Below are 13,974 nucleotides of genomic sequence, written 5' to 3'. Positions count from 1 at the left end.
TGAGCACGGCGGGGCGGGCCACCGGTGTCCGATCAACCGACGTCGCGTCCCACCCCTTTGGCGGCCTTCCTGAGGGGCTCCCACCACTGCCGGTTGTCCCGGTACCACGCGAAGGTCCCGGCCAGCCCGGACGTGAAGTCGTGCCGGGGGCGGTAGCCCAGTTCCGTGCGTGCCCTGCTGTCGTCGACCGAGTAGCGCCTGTCGTGCCCCTTGCGGTCCGCGACGTACCGCACCCGGTTCCAGTCCGCGCCGCAGGCCGCGAGGAGCCGGCCGGTCAGCTCATGGTTGCTCAGCTCCACGCCCCCGCTGATGTTGTAGACCCGGCCCGGGACCCCGGCGGTGCGGACCAACTCGACCGCACTGCAGTGGTCCTCGACGTGCAGCCAGTCGCGACGGTTCAGTCCGTCACCGTAGAGCGGGACGTCATGGCCGTCGAAAAGGCTAGTGAGGAACAAGGGGATGATCTTCTCGGGGAACTGGCGCGGCCCGTAGTTGTTGCAGCAGCGGGTGACGCGCACGTCCAGCCCGTGGGTGCGGTGGTAGGAGAGCGCGAGCAGGTCCGACGCCGCCTTGGACGCGGCATACGGGGAGTTGGGGTCGAGGGGGTCCTGTTCGGTGCTGGATCCGCTCTCCACCGAGCCGTACACCTCGTCCGTGGACACGTGTACGAAGCGCTCGACGCCGTGCCGCAGCGCCGCGTCCAGCAGTGTCTGCGTACCCGTGACATTGGTGCGGACGAACGCGTCGGCGGACGCGATCGAGCGGTCCACGTGCGACTCGGCGGCGAAGTGCACGATCTGGCCGGCCTGTCCGACCAGCCTGTCGACGAGGGGGGCGTCACAGATGTCGCCCCGGACGAACGTCAGCCGCGGATCGGTCAAATCCAGGTTGTCCAGGCTGCCGGCGTAGGTGAGCTTGTCGAGCACCGTGACCCGCGAGACCTCGGGGCCGCGCGCCGCTCCCGCCGCGAGCAGCATCCGCACATAGGCGGAGCCGATGAACCCGGCTGCGCCGGTGACCAGGATGTTCACAGGTCCTCCGAGAGAGCGGTGGGCGGCATGCCCCGGCTGAAGGAGCGGGCTCGTTCCATGACGTACTGGCCGTACGGCGAACTGCTCATCTCCGCTCCGAGCGCGTGGCAGTCATCGGGCGTGATGTAGCCCATGTACATGGCGATCTCTTCGACGCAGCCCAGTCGGGTGCCCTGTCGGCGCTGCACCTCCCGCACAAACGTGCTCGCCTCGAGCAGTGTCTCGTGGGTGCCGGTGTCCAGCCAGGTGACGCCTCTGCCCAGCCACACCAGCTCGGCGGTGCCCTGGTCGAGATAGCTCCGCAGCACGTCGGTGATCTCCAGCTCGCCCCGTGCGGAAGGCACCAGGTTGTTCGTGATGTCCGCGACCTGGGAGTCGAAGAAGTACATCCCCGGGATGGCGAGGTTGGAGCGGGGAGACGAAGGCTTCTCCTCGATGGACACGAGTCTGCCGCGCGCGTCGACCTCGGCCACACCGAAGCGCTGCGGGTCGGCGACCTCGTGTCCGAACAGCACGCAGCCGCTCATCTTGAGCGCGGTGCGACGCAGCAGGGACGGCAGGTTCGCGCCGTGGAAGAGATTGTCGCCGAGCATGAGCGCGCACTGCTCGCCGCGGATGTGGTCCGTCCCGATGCGGAAAGCGTCGGCGATGCCGCGCGGCTGGTCCTGCTCGGCGTAGTCGATGCACAGCCCCAGGCGCCGGCCGTCGCCGAACAGCGCCTGGAAGAGGGCGAGTTCGGAGGGTCGCGTGATGATGAGGATGTCCCGGACGCCCGCCAGCATGAGCATGGACAGCGGGTAGTAGATCATGGGCTTGTCGTAGACCGGGGCGAGCTGTTTGGAGCCCACAAAGGTGAGGGGCTGCAGCCGTGTCCCGTTCCCGCCCGCGAGAATGATGCCTTTCATCCTCTTCGCTCGCCCCCTCAAGGCCGGTGTTCCTGCATCGTCCGGGGGCGGTCCAAAGCCGGTCTAACGCCCGCCTTAGGCGACCGGGCCACCGGCGGCAAGATCCGCTTAAGACATGTCGTCGAGGATGAGTCCGTGAAGACGCAGACGCGACGCAGCCATGACCCGCCACCTCCCCGCGTCCCGCGGAACCGACAGGACATGCCCCAGGTCCCGCTTGCGCGCCGCCCGGGGCCGGGGCCCCTGCGCCACCACTTCCGGCAGCTGGAGGACGTGTTCAGCCGGGCAGAACCTCGCCGCCACGCCTACAGGTATGTGTGCTGGCTGCTCTCCCGGCGTGTGCCGCCGGGCGGTGAGGACGGCCGCAACCGGCTCCTGACGACGGCGCGGTGGGACGAGAACCAGGTGCGGGACCGGGTGCGCGACCTGGTGGTCGGGCAACTGGCGTCCCGGGACACCTCACTGGTGGTCGCCGAAGAGGGCTTCGTCAAGAAGGGAAACAGCTCGGCCGGTGTGAGCCGCCAGTACTGCGCGACGTCCCGCCGTGTCGACAACTGCCAGATCGGTGTGTTCCTGCTGAGCAGGGACGCCCTGGGAAACACCATGGCGATCGACCGGGAACTGCTGATACCGCCCCGGTGGGCAAACGGTCCCGTCACGCGTCGGCATGCCGACGTCCCCGACACGTCCCACGGTGTCTCCCGCGAGGAGGCCGCCCTCGCCATGATCGGCCGGGCGCTCGACAGCGGGATGCCCGCACGTCGCGTGGTGGCCGACGCCCCCTTCTACGGCGACAGCGCGGAGTTCCGCCGCGCCCTGGAACGCCGGCGCGTTCCCTATGTGCTGGCCAGCAGTCGCAGGGGGCCCCTGGTGTGGCAGCGAAGAGCCCCCGATGGGTACGTCCACTGGCAGCTCGCGCGCCGTGAAGGAGGCTCGTACCTGTGTTACGTACCGGCGCACACCGATCTCGGTGAGTGCGCCCGGGCGGCCGTCTCCACCGACCTCTGCGTCCGCTCCCACTTCGCCTCCGCGCGGCAGGAGGCGGGACTCGACCGCTACTCGGCCCGCAAGTGGCGGGCCTGGTACCGGCACATGACACTCGCTATGTTCGCACACGCCGTGCTGCGCATCGACGCCGCCCGCCTCCTTGTCCCCCTGCCGAGCTGAGGAGAGCACATGCGTTTCCGCCGACTGAACGTGGAAGGTGTCGTCGAGTTTTGCCCGGAGATCCATCAGGACCAGCGGGGTTCCTTCGTCTCCCCCTTCACCGCGGAGTCGCTCGCCGCGTACGCAGGAGGGGAGGCCTTCGCCGCCGCGCAGCTCAGCTACAGCACCTCGCGGCGTGGCACGGTGCGAGGTGTCCACTTCACCCGGTGCCCGCCCGGCATGGCCAAGTACGTGTGCTGTCTGGCGGGTGGGATCCAGGACTTCGTCGTGGATCTGCGCAAGGGATCTCCCACCTTCGGGCGCTGGGACACCACCCGGCTGGACGGGGCGACGATGCGGGCGCTCTACATCCCGGCCGGTGTGGGCCACGCCTTCGCCGTGCTCCGCGACGACACCGTCATGTCGTACATGATGTCCGGCCCCTACCGGCCCGCCCTCGAACTCGCGCTGTCCCCGCTCGACCCCGACATTGCACTGCCGCTCCCGGACGACCCGGACCTGGTGCTGTCGGAGCGGGATCGCGCCGCCCCCACCCTGAAGGAACTCGACGCGCGCGGTCTGCTTCCCCACTACGCCGCGGCCCGCCGCGGCGACGGTGCCCGATGACCCGTCCGGTGCCGGGCACCGTCCCGGCCGCATCCGTGCCCGGTCAGCCCTCCCAGCGCATGTAGCCGATGGGGGCCTCCCGGCCGGGCACGTCCAGCCAGCGCAGATCCGCGCGGTCCAGACCCAGCGTCTCCTGCAGGGCGACCGTCTCGCCCGGCCACTTGGGGTGCGCCAGCTCGTCGAAGGCGATGATACTGCCCCGCACCAGATGGGGCCGGATCATCTGCAGCACGTCGCGCGTCGGTTCGTACAGGTCCAGGTCGAAGTAGGCCAGTGACACGATGGTCTGCGGGTTCTCCGCCAGGTACTCCGGCACCGTGTCGCGCACGTCGCCGGGCACGACGAAGGTGCGCTGGACGTGGCCGTGCGGCTCCAGGGCCTCATGGCAGGCGAGCACCTCACGCAGGTGCTCCACGAACCCCTCCTCGGTCGCGAACCGTCCAAGGACGGCGCTGGGGCTGACCCGGTCCACCTCTCCGATGTCGGGGAACCCGGTGAACGTGTCGAAGCCCACGATGCGCCGTGTCGCGTTGTACGGCTCGTGGATCCCGCGCAGCGCGGTGAGCGCCGCCAGGTGCCGGCCGTGCAGGACGCCGAACTCCATCATCACGCCCGGCACGTCACGGGCCAGGCGGTAGAGGGCGTCCATGGACAGCAGGTCCGCCACTTGGTGGCGGCGCAGGTAGATGCCGAGATGGTCGATCAGATACACGGCCGGGATGGGCGTGTCGGACATGAGCTCGGTGAGCCGTTCCCGCGCGGACCTCTCCTGCTCCGACTCGTGCGGCAGAATGCGCGGGTCCTTGTGCTGGGTCGGGGTCATGGTCATGTGGGTTCTCCTCCAGCTTTCGATGTGTCTGCCGGTACGCGCACTCACGTGAGCCAGGCGTCCGGGGCTGCTCCGCCGTGGCCGACCGGCGGGAACAGTTCCTCGATGCGGGCGGTCTCCTCGTCCGACAGGGGTGAGTCCAGCGCCTGCAGCGCGTCTTTTATGTGGGCGGTGGTGCGCGGGCCGATGACCGTGGACGTCACCCCTGGCCGGGACATCACCCAGGCGAGGCCGACCTCCGCCGGGTCACGTCCGAACTGCGCGCACAGCTCCTCGTACCGCTCGATCGTGCCGCGCATCGTCTCCAGCGCGACGGCGGCCCGCCCCTGCCCCGACTTGACCGCACGGCCTTCGGCGGTCTTGCGCAGGACTCCGCCGAGCAGCCCGCCGTGCAGGGGCGACCAGGGCAGCACGGCCACCGCGTACGCGCGCGCCGCGGGCAGCAGTTCCAGTTCCGGGTGGCGCACCGCGAGGTTGTAGAGGCACTGTTCGGACACCACGCCCAGGAAGTGCCGTGCCCGCGCGGCCTCCTGGGCCGCCGCGAGATTCCAGCCGGCGAAGTTGGACGAGCCGACATAGCGGACCTTGCCCTGCTGGACGAGGATCTCCATGGCCTGCCAGACCTCGTCCCAGCTTGCGTCCCGGTCCACGTGGTGCATCTGGTAGAGGTCGATCCAGTCGGTGCCGAGCCTGCGCAGCGACGCCTCGCAGGCAGCGATGATGTGCCGCGCGGACAGCCCCTGTTCGTTGACGCCCTCGCTCATGGGGTTGCCCACCTTGGTGGCCAGCACCACCTGGTCGCGCCGTGTCGGGCGGGACGTCAGCCACCTGCCGATGACCTCTTCGGTGTAGCCCTTGTACTCGCGCCAGCCGTACATGTTCGCGGTGTCCACGAAGTTGATGCCGTTGTCGAGCGCGTGGTCCATCAGTTCCCGGGCCTCGGGCTCCGCCACGCGCCCGCCGAAGTTCACCGTGCCGAGACAGACGCGGCTCACCCGCAACGCGGTACGGCCCAGCCGCACATGGAGACGGCCGTCGCCGCCGGCACCGCTCATCGAAGCCCTCCGTGGGACAGGGACCGCAGACAGGCCAGCGCGCTGCGGGCCTGCATGTTCAGGTAGTTGCTGTGCAGGGTCATCTCCTCGAGCTGCCGCAGCGTGAGCCAGCGATGGCCGGGCGGCTCCGGCAGGCACTCGGTCTCGACCACGAGGTGTCTGTTGCGGGTGTGGTAGAACCGCCCGCCTTCGTCGGACAGCGTGGTGTCGAACCGGACGGTGTCGGCAGGGGCGTTCTGGAGCAGGTCCAGGAAGGGCGGGCGCTCCTCGGGGGGCAGCCGCGCGGCGTCGTCGGGAGCGCACTGGACGGTGGGCGCCAACTCCGCGGCGTCCCCAAGACCCGGCTCGGCCCGCACCTGCATCAGCACATGGAGCTGTCCTTGTATCCGGGTGACGGCCAGGGCCAGCAGGCCGAGGGATCTGTCCCGGAACATGGGCTGGCACCACTGCCCGACCTCCCGGCCGACGGCCTTCACGCGGACGCCGATCACCTCGAACTGGCCACCGGCCAGGTGACGGAGGCGGCCGCCGGAGAACTTCCACTCGGCGAGTTCGTCGAGACGGGAGGTGCGCACCCGCATCTCATGGCGGGTCCTCGCCTCGGTGATCCAGCTCAGGACGTCCACCAACGGGTGCAGCGCGAGGCGGTCCCGGTCGGCGGGGGAGTCCGTGCCATCGGCGCCGGTCCCGTCGTCCCCCAGGGGAAGGCAGGCGAGCACGGACCGGGTGTCCATGTTCACCAGGTCCTCGACCGCCAGCAACCGGTTCAGCTGGCCGAGGGTGAGCCATACGAATCCGTCCCGCGCCTCGACGGGTTCAACGGTTTCCACGATCATGTTGCGGTTGCGTTTGCGCAGAAACCTCGCGCCCTGCTCGGACTGGCGCACGTCGGCGATGACCTGTCGTGGCGCCGGACCCTGGAAGAACTCCAGATACGGCACCCGCCGACCGCCGTGCACACCCGTGTAGTTGCTTCGGGTCGCCTGGACGGTGGGGGATAACTGCAGGCCGTTCCGGTTGCCCGGCTCCGCCTTGAGCTGGGCGAGGAAGTGCGGGATCCCGTCGATCTCCCGCACCAGGAAACCCAGGACTCCGGTTTCCGGCTGGTTGATAATGGGCTGTCCCCACTGCCCGCCGGAACCGGGCGGCGTCACCTGAAGACCTTCGACGGAGAAGAAGCCGCCGCTTTCGTGGACGATGAAACCCGAATTCCTGTCGAAATGCCAGCCGTCCAGCCGGTCCAGGGGCACGGTCTCGGTGGCGGTGAAAACACGTTCGCCCGTGTCCTTGATTGTCCGATCGAATCCCGCCAGGTCCGGCACCGTGCGCGCCGTTTCGGCGAGCCTGCGTGCCACCGTCCGGCGGTTGTGTGCCGTGGGGACGGTGGCGGCCTGCGCAGCAGGCGAAGTGCTCATCGGTCCTCCTGTCTCGGCCGTGGAACGGGCCGGTCACACCACGAGTGGGGGTCTTTCGGGGACGCGAAGCGCTGATCATGTTGGCAGCCGGTCAACCCACCGTCAATTCACCTGCCGTCCGCGGACCCGCAACTGCGGAAAAAGTCCCCCCTTCCGCGAGGCGGGCCATAGTTCCGCACCTGAGGGCGGATACCGGGACCGACGGACTGCTGATATCCACCGAGCGGGTGAGTGGTCTATGGTGACAGGGTGGGAATATCCAAACCGTCGGACGAGGCACGCCTTTTCGCGGTCAGTGATCTGCACTCCTCGGTGGGCGACAACGCTTTTGTGGTCGACCGAATTCAGCCGCGAACCGGCGATGACTGGCTGATCGTCGCCGGAGACGTCGCGGAGCACTTGGCCGACATCGCGCGTACGCTGCGCGTCCTGGCCGGCCGCTTCGCCAAGGTCATCCGGACACCCGGGAACCACGAGCTGTGGACCCAACACGGCGACCCGGTACAGCTGCGCGGAGTCGCCCGCTACCAGCGGCTCGTCGAGGTCTGCCGGGAAGCCGGCGTGATCACCCCCGAGGACGAGTACCCGGTGTGGACCGGGCCGGGCGGTCCGTTCCGCATCGCGCCGCTGTTCGTGCTGTACGACTACTCGTTCCTCCCGGACGGCGCGGACGACCCGGCCCGGGCGCGTGCCGACGCGCTCGCCACCGACATCTACTTCGTCGACGAGCACCTGCTCGATCCCGACCCTCGTCCCACCCGCGAGGCGTGGTGCGCCGCACGGCTGACGGTGAGTGAGCAACGCCTTGCCCAGGCCGACGACCCGGCGGTGCCGCTGGTGCTGGTCAACCACTTCCCGCTGGTCCAGGAGCCGACCCGGGCGCTGTGGCACCGGCATCTCTCCCCGTGGTGCGGTACGGTCGGCACGGCCTACTGGCACCGCCGCTTCAACGTGGCGCAGGTCGTCTACGGTCACCTGCACATACCCCGAGTCACCTGGCACGACGGGGTTCCGCACCACGAGGTCTCCGTCGGCTACCCGCGGGAGTGGCGACGCCACGGCCATCCGCACGGGCTGCTGCGCCGCATCGCCCCACGCGAGCCCTCCCTGTCCGGGAGCACCGGATGATCGAAGACCTGCTGCCGGCCGACGTGCGCTGGGCCGAGGCATTCGGCGACCTCGCGGAGGCGGCTCCGCTTCCGGAGGAGGAAGTCCTTGTCGCACACGTCGTGCCGCACCGCCGCAGGGAATGCACCACCGTGCGCCACCTCGCCCGGCAGGCCCTGGCCGACCTGGGCCGCTCACCCGTCCCGCTGCCGCGCGGAGAGCAAGGAGCTCCCCTGTGGCCCGACGGCGTGGTGGGCAGCATGACGCACTGCCCGGGATACCGGGCCACCGCCGAGTCCGCGACCGCCCCACGGAGTCCGGCATGATCCCGCGTTCGGCCGTCGTGATGGGCGGCACCGGCTCTCTGGGCCGGCACATCTGCGCGGCCCTGCTGCGCACCGGCGACTACCATGTGACCGCCGTGGCCCGTCATGACGGCCCCGTGCCCCCTGGCGTCCCGCTGCTCTGCGCCGACCTGCTCGGCGACGACGAACAGGCGCTGGGCGAGCTGGTGGCCGGCAGCGATGTCGTGGTCAACGCGGCGGGAGCTGGCTGGGGCGGTACACCGCACCAGATGGCCGCCGCGCACGCGGTCCTGGTCGAACGGCTCCTAGGCCTCGTCCCGCCACGGACCCGCCTGGTGCATCTGGGTTCCGTCCACGAGTACGGGGCGATCCGCCCCCGGCGGGCCGCGGACGAAGACCATCCCGAACGGCCGACGACGGTCTACGGCCGGACCAAGCTGGTCGGTACCCGGTCCATCCTGGCGTCCGCGGCCGAGGGCCGCAGCGACGCCGTGATCCTCCGCGTCACGAACGTGTGCGGGCCGGGTGCTCCGGCCACCAGCTTCCTCGGCTCTCTCATCCGGCGGCTCAGGGAACTGCCGTCGGGGACCCCGCTGGATCTGCAACTCACCCCGGACCTGCGCGACTTCATCGACATCCGGGACGTCGCCGACGCCGTGGTGCGGGCTGTCACCGCACCGGTCTCCGGTCTCGTGATCAATATCGGCCGAGGACACGCGCACGAAGTACCCGCTGTGGCCGACCTGATGATCAAAGCCGCCGGCTTTCCCCGCCACCGGGTGCGGATCGGGGCGGCGGCCGCGGGGGGCAGCACGGGGGGCCACGGTGCCTGGACGAAGGTCGATGTCACCCGCGCCCGGGCGCTGCTGAACTGGTCGCACTCGATGAGCCTCGAGGAATCCCTGCGCGACCAATGGGATGCCGCCGTGCCGTCGAGCGACGCGGTGCCCGGCACCGCGACGACCTGAAGCCGAGGCACCCGGCGCTCAGCTGACGCTGATGAGAAGGGCGCCGTGTTCGTTCTCCAGCGTGAATCGGGTGCCGCCCAGCGCCTTGACCACTTGCCCGATGCCGCGTGTCGCCTTCACCGGGTCGACCCGCGTGGCCAGACAGACCACCAGGCAGGCCGGCACGGCGAGTGCCAGGAGCGGTGACGCCAACGCCAGCACCGGCACGACAGGGACATGGACGCGCCAACCAGCAGCCGCCGGGCCGACGGCGTCCCACCGTCACCATGGGAGGGATCATCTGGTCCTCTCCAGTTCGGTCCATGGGCGTGCGTCAAGAACGCGTTAAGACGCGCGCTTCGCCAATCCGCCGAGAAGTATCAGCGGTCCGTCTTGTCGACAAGACACGCCGGGAACGCGTTCTCGATCTGCTCTTGACCGGCTGAACAGCCTACGAGAGCGTGAAGTTGCTGGGGTTACGGGAGTGGGCGCCGGGTCACATGACGACAACGGTGTCAGAACCGTGTATCGCGACCCGGGGCGCGGCCGGACCGGGGCAGTCGTCGACAGTGACGGGAAGGAGGCCGAACTGTGGGTTTATCCCCATCCGGAAGGAAGATGGCAAGTCTGTCCGGACTGCGGCTCATCATGGAAGACATCGCCACCACCGTCGGATCGACGACGGGGAAGAAGTGGATCAATCTCGGCATAGGGAATCCCGCGGCCATACCGGAGGTCCAGGACACCTGGCGGCGGATGGTCGCCCGCGCCCTCAACTCCTCCTTCAGCGAGGTCAGTTGCGGATACGGACCGTCGCGAGGCCTGCCGGATCTCGTCGACGCGATCGCCGAGTACTTCAACGGCCGCTACGGCTGGGACGTGACCCCGAGCAACATCGTGGTGGGCCCCGGTAGCCAGATGCTGTGCTTCGCCGCGGCGGCACTGTTCACCGGCCCGGGAGCGGATCGGGACACCTCTCTCGTCCTGCCGATGACCCCGGACTACACGGGTTATCAAGGCCTTTCCCTGGTTCCGGGCGGAGTCCGCGGAATCGCCCCCGTCGTGCAGCCGGTGGGCGAGCGGTCCTTCCGCTACCTGCTCGACGAGCCGGCGCTCGATGAGCTGACGGACGTGGGGCTCCTGCTCCTGTCCAGCCCGAGCAACCCCGCCGGCCGCAGCGTCTCGCCCGACGAGACCGAGCTCCTCGTCGCCGCTGCCGGACGGCACGACGTACCGCTCGTGATCGACCATGCCTACGGCACCCCGTTCCCGGCCATCGGTGGGCCGGCCGCGGCCCCCGTGCGGGACGAGCGCGTCGTCAACGTCTTCTCCGTCTCGAAGGCCGGGCTCCCGGGCGAGCGCCTGGGCTTCGCCGTCGCCGACGAGCGGCTGATCGAGCCGATGGTCTCCTTCATGGCCAACTCCACGCTCCACGCACCCCAGTTGGTTCAGTCCGCACTGACTCACGCGTTACGCGCCGACGTCCTCGACACGCTGGTCGCATCGGTCATCCGCCCCTTCTACGCCGAGCGCAGGAAGTTTGCCGAGACGCTCCTGGCGGAGACCCTGCCCGAGGGCATCGCCTGGCGCCTGTATGCCTCGGACGGAGGCATGTTCTGCTGGGTGTGGGTGGACGAGGAGTGGTTCGACGACCTGCGTCTGTACGAGATCCTCAAGGACAGGGGCGTCTTCGTCGTACCGGGGCGGTACTTCTTCGTCGATGCCCCGGACGGCGAGGGGCAGGAACGTCACTCCCGGCAGTGCTTCCGCGTCAGCATCACAGCTGAGCGGGACGCGATCGCCGCCGGCGTCGAAGTGATTTCCGCCGTGCTGCGGGAGATGCGAGCCGAGAGCGTCCAGCCGACACGGTAACCGGTCACATTCCGATGGGCGCAGCCCGTGCTGGCCGGCTGACATCGCCGTGGCTGGAATGTGCACTTGGTTTTCCCTTTGTCTTTGCTCGACCTATTACGCTTAGTGGCTGTCATGTTAGGTTCGGATCAGTTCTCTCTGCAGGTGCCCCCCACACGCGCTTACTACCTAAGGAGACTGCATGCTTAGAAACACGTCACTCCGTGCTAAACCGGCCCTGGCGAAAGGAGAAGCTAATCCGCGAGCGCAATCCGACACCTCGGCCTTGGTCACCAGGCGGGGATTACTTCTCCCTAAACGGATGGCGTTCGAGAAGTGGGTCGGAGTCGGCAGCTACCTGTCCAACATAATGTCGGCCTCGTCCTGGTGCCTGGGAGACTGGCTGGTATATGGCGAGGCCTCGTTCAACGGCAGGTATCGCGACGCGATCGAGCTGACGTCATTAGATTATCAAACGCTGAGGAACCATGCGTGGGTAGCGCGATGCTATCCAATGTCTCGGCGAAGGGAAAAGCTGAGCTTCACCCATCACGCGGAGGTGGCGTCTCTTTCGGACCCCGAGCAGGACTTCTGGCTGGGCAAGGCAGAAGAGCACGGATGGTCCGCGAAGAGGCTCCGCCGCGAGGTCAAGGAGAGTCTTGCGGAGCGCGGGGGCCGTAAGAACGAGAAGCGCGAGAGCGGCCGAGAGCTGGACGATGGACAGCAATCCGGAGAAGAGACAGCTGCCTCGGCCGACGGGGCCGTGTCGCTAAAGATATCGGTTCCGGCTGACCGTCTTGAATTCTGCCGGGCGACCGCAAAAAGACTTGGGCTCGATCTGGAGGCGTGGGCCGCACAAACTCTTATGGCGGCGGCAGAGGCCTCGGTCAGGCGTGAGGTTCCGCAGCAGCGCCAACCGGAGATGGTGCCCAGTCATAATCGAGTCGACCGCAGCCTGGCTCGCCGGGGAATTTCTCGCGATATGCCGGACGGTGCCGCTTCCCGAACGGAAATTGCGGGGAACTCTTCCTTTGTCTCGGGGCGGAACGTGCGCACCGGGTGAATTCTGCGACAAGGAATGCGGAATGACTTCGGGGCGTGCAGCCTTCAATCATGAGAGGTGAGAAACTGATGGCCGAATCTATGCACACCGTGACGGAGATGCCGATGGTGCGACGGCCCGGGTGCCCCTTCGACCCTCCGGAGGAAATGCTCGAGGCCCGCCGCCACGGCCCGATGAGCCGCTACACCTTCCCCGGCGGGCAGCCCGGCTGGCTCATCACCGGGTACGATCTGATCAGGACCGTGCTGGAGGACTCGAGGTTCAGCGCACGCAAAGAGCTCCTGCTCCATCCGACCATCGACATCACCGGGATGGAGATACCGCCGGCGGCGCCCGGCGAGTTCCTGCTCACGGACGACCCGCAGCACAGCCGCTACCGGAAACTGCTGGCGGGGAAGTTCACCGTGCGGCGGATGCGCATGATCACCGAGCGGATCGAGCAGATCGCCGCCGAGCAGCTGGACTTCATGGAGAAGGTCGGGCCTCCGGTGGACCTGGTGAGCGTCTTCGCCAAGCCCATCCCCGCCATCGTGATCTGTGAGCTGTTGGGGGTCCCTTACGAGGACCGGGTCCGTTTCCAGGAGCAGATCGGTCTGTTCCTCAGCGGTGAGACCAGCGACGAAGACATGATCGCGGCGGTGACGGCGGTCCATGAGTTCATCGCGGAGGTGGTGGCCGCCAAGCGCACGAATCCCGGCAACGACGTGCTGAGCGATCTCCTCGACACGGACCTGACCGACGAGGAGTTGCGGGGGATCGGCCTGGTCCTGCTCTCGGCCGGGCTCGACAGCGCGACGAATGTGCTGGGCCTGGGCACATGGGCACTGCTGGAAAATCCCGAGCAGGCCGCGGCCCTGCGGGCTGATCCCGGGATCGCTGATTCGGCTGTGGAGGAGCTGCTGCGTTACGTGAGTGTCGGCAAGACCTTCATGCGGACGGCGCTGGAGGACGTCGAGCTCGGCGGTCAGACGGTCAAGGCCGGGACCACGGTGATCCTGTCGTACAACACCGCCAACCGTGACCCCGAGCGCTTCGCCGACCCGCATGTACTCGACCTGCGCAGGAACGACGGCAGCAGCCTGGCCTTCGGCCACGGCGTCCACATGTGCCTGGGCAGCCAACTCGCCCGCATCGAACTGCGCGTCGCCTTCACCGCGCTCTTCGAACGCTTCCCCACCCTGCGCCTGGCCGTCCCCGCCGACGAGGTCCCCCTGCGCCCGGAGACCGCCGACGTGCACGGGGTCAAAACCCTCATGGCCACCTGGGACGTGTGACCGGCCCGGAGCCCTGTTACGCCACAAGTCCGCGTCCTGTCTCTACGGATCAGCCGTCCGCAGGAACAGGACGTTTGGCGTTGCCCGACGTCATCGGGCCGGTGCGGGCGTCCTCGTCGGAGCTCCACGGTGCAGCACTTGACGCTGCCGCCCGCCTTGAGGAGTTCTGAAAGGTCATCTTCTCCCGTTGTTTCATCCTGGAATGCGGACTTCATCATGTGATGTCGGGTCGCGCCAGGAGATGGTGGTCTCGCCGGTGAGGCGGCGGGCTATCAGGTCGGTCATGGCGAGGTGGACCATGGCTTTGGAGCGGGCGGGAAGGGTTTCGGGCATCGAGTCCTCCACCCGGCTGAGCCGGCACCGTTGGACCGTCGAGCGCACGATGTCCTGGCTGGGCCGACCGAAGCGAGGAAGCCCTT

At 68.4% G+C, this 13,974-nt stretch carries 14 protein-coding genes and 1 pseudogene; 8 read left to right on the top strand and 7 right to left on the bottom strand.

What is annotated here, in order from left to right:
• Positions 1–32: 32 nt before the first annotated feature.
• The gene (rfbB, locus tag ACIBBD_RS35340) at positions 33–1,031 is read right to left on the bottom strand and encodes a dTDP-glucose 4,6-dehydratase (RefSeq protein ID WP_399423666.1); all 999 of its coding nucleotides are present in this window, start codon (positions 1,029–1,031) and stop codon (positions 33–35) included.
• The gene (gene rfbA / locus ACIBBD_RS35335; RefSeq protein WP_399423665.1) at positions 1,028–1,936 is read right to left on the bottom strand and encodes a glucose-1-phosphate thymidylyltransferase RfbA; all 909 of its coding nucleotides are present in this window, start codon (positions 1,934–1,936) and stop codon (positions 1,028–1,030) included. The genes rfbB and rfbA overlap by 4 nt, the downstream gene beginning before the upstream one ends.
• Before the next feature lie 201 nt (positions 1,937–2,137).
• Here rfbA and ACIBBD_RS35330 point away from each other — a divergent pair, with 201 nt between their 5' ends.
• Together ACIBBD_RS35330 and ACIBBD_RS35325 are read left to right on the top strand one after the other, a co-directional pair.
• On the top strand, positions 2,138–3,103 hold the full coding sequence (locus ACIBBD_RS35330) for an IS701 family transposase (RefSeq protein WP_399423664.1): 966 nt from the start codon (positions 2,138–2,140) through the stop codon (positions 3,101–3,103).
• A gap of 9 nt (positions 3,104–3,112) precedes the next feature.
• Positions 3,113–3,709: a dTDP-4-dehydrorhamnose 3,5-epimerase family protein gene (locus ACIBBD_RS35325; RefSeq protein WP_399423663.1), complete on the top strand. Its 597-nt coding sequence runs from the start codon at positions 3,113–3,115 to the stop codon at positions 3,707–3,709.
• Between the two features lie 43 nt (positions 3,710–3,752).
• Here the strand turns inward: ACIBBD_RS35325 and ACIBBD_RS35320 are convergent, their stop codons facing one another.
• From ACIBBD_RS35320 to ACIBBD_RS35310, 3 genes are read right to left on the bottom strand one after another with little or no spacing between them, the layout of a single operon-like run.
• Positions 3,753–4,532 (bottom strand): TylF/MycF/NovP-related O-methyltransferase, encoded by a 780-nt coding sequence (locus tag ACIBBD_RS35320; protein ID WP_399423684.1) that lies wholly within the window; start codon positions 4,530–4,532, stop codon positions 3,753–3,755.
• A 50-nt stretch (positions 4,533–4,582) separates the two neighbouring features.
• Entirely contained in the window at positions 4,583–5,593 is a 1,011-nt protein-coding gene (locus ACIBBD_RS35315; protein ID WP_399423662.1) for an aldo/keto reductase, read from the bottom strand.
• Complete coding sequence (locus tag ACIBBD_RS35310) at positions 5,590–7,008, bottom strand: NDP-hexose 2,3-dehydratase family protein (protein WP_399423661.1); 1,419 nt, start codon at positions 7,006–7,008, stop codon at positions 5,590–5,592. The genes ACIBBD_RS35315 and ACIBBD_RS35310 overlap by 4 nt, the downstream gene beginning before the upstream one ends.
• 249 nt (positions 7,009–7,257) lie before the next feature.
• Between ACIBBD_RS35310 and ACIBBD_RS35305 the strand changes: the two genes are divergently transcribed.
• From ACIBBD_RS35305 to ACIBBD_RS35295, 3 genes are read left to right on the top strand one after another with little or no spacing between them, the layout of a single operon-like run.
• Complete coding sequence (locus tag ACIBBD_RS35305; protein WP_399423660.1) at positions 7,258–8,136, top strand: metallophosphoesterase family protein; 879 nt, start codon at positions 7,258–7,260, stop codon at positions 8,134–8,136.
• Positions 8,133–8,441 carry a hypothetical protein gene (locus tag ACIBBD_RS35300; protein ID WP_399423659.1) on the top strand — a complete coding sequence of 103 codons (309 nt, stop codon included), beginning with the start codon at positions 8,133–8,135 and terminating at the stop codon, positions 8,439–8,441. The genes ACIBBD_RS35305 and ACIBBD_RS35300 overlap by 4 nt, the downstream gene beginning before the upstream one ends.
• On the top strand, positions 8,438–9,388 hold the full coding sequence (locus ACIBBD_RS35295) for an NAD-dependent epimerase/dehydratase family protein (RefSeq protein WP_399423658.1): 951 nt from the start codon (positions 8,438–8,440) through the stop codon (positions 9,386–9,388). The genes ACIBBD_RS35300 and ACIBBD_RS35295 overlap by 4 nt, the downstream gene beginning before the upstream one ends.
• 18 nt (positions 9,389–9,406) lie before the next feature.
• On the opposite strand, the gene ACIBBD_RS35290 is transcribed toward ACIBBD_RS35295, so the two are convergent.
• Positions 9,407–9,580, bottom strand: coding sequence for a hypothetical protein (locus ACIBBD_RS35290; protein ID WP_399423657.1), 174 nt, complete (start codon positions 9,578–9,580; stop codon positions 9,407–9,409).
• Positions 9,581–9,985: 405 nt separating this feature from the next.
• Between ACIBBD_RS35290 and ACIBBD_RS35285 the strand changes: the two genes are divergently transcribed.
• The 3 genes from ACIBBD_RS35285 to ACIBBD_RS35275 all read left to right on the top strand — a co-directional run bounded on the left by ACIBBD_RS35285 (position 9,986) and on the right by ACIBBD_RS35275 (position 13,555).
• Positions 9,986–11,239, top strand: coding sequence for an aminotransferase class I/II-fold pyridoxal phosphate-dependent enzyme (locus tag ACIBBD_RS35285; protein WP_399423656.1), 1,254 nt, complete (start codon positions 9,986–9,988; stop codon positions 11,237–11,239).
• Between the two features lie 181 nt (positions 11,240–11,420).
• Positions 11,421–12,281, top strand: a complete 861-nt coding sequence (locus ACIBBD_RS35280; protein ID WP_399423655.1) for an LmbU family transcriptional regulator — start codon at positions 11,421–11,423, stop codon at positions 12,279–12,281.
• A gap of 68 nt (positions 12,282–12,349) precedes the next feature.
• Complete coding sequence (locus tag ACIBBD_RS35275) at positions 12,350–13,555, top strand: cytochrome P450 (protein WP_399423654.1); 1,206 nt, start codon at positions 12,350–12,352, stop codon at positions 13,553–13,555.
• A gap of 192 nt (positions 13,556–13,747) precedes the next feature.
• On the opposite strand, the pseudogene ACIBBD_RS35270 reads toward ACIBBD_RS35275, so the two are convergent.
• Positions 13,748–13,882 (bottom strand): annotated as a pseudogene (locus tag ACIBBD_RS35270) (IS5/IS1182 family transposase); the annotation flags it as partial.
• Positions 13,883–13,974 lie beyond the last annotated feature (92 nt).

It is taken from the genome of Streptomyces sp. NPDC051315 (assembly GCF_044455165.1).
In the GTDB taxonomy this organism is placed as follows: domain Bacteria; phylum Actinomycetota; class Actinomycetes; order Streptomycetales; family Streptomycetaceae; genus Streptomyces.
The sequence above is the reverse complement of the archived record's forward strand: the minus strand, read 5'-3'. Positions and strand labels throughout refer to the sequence as shown.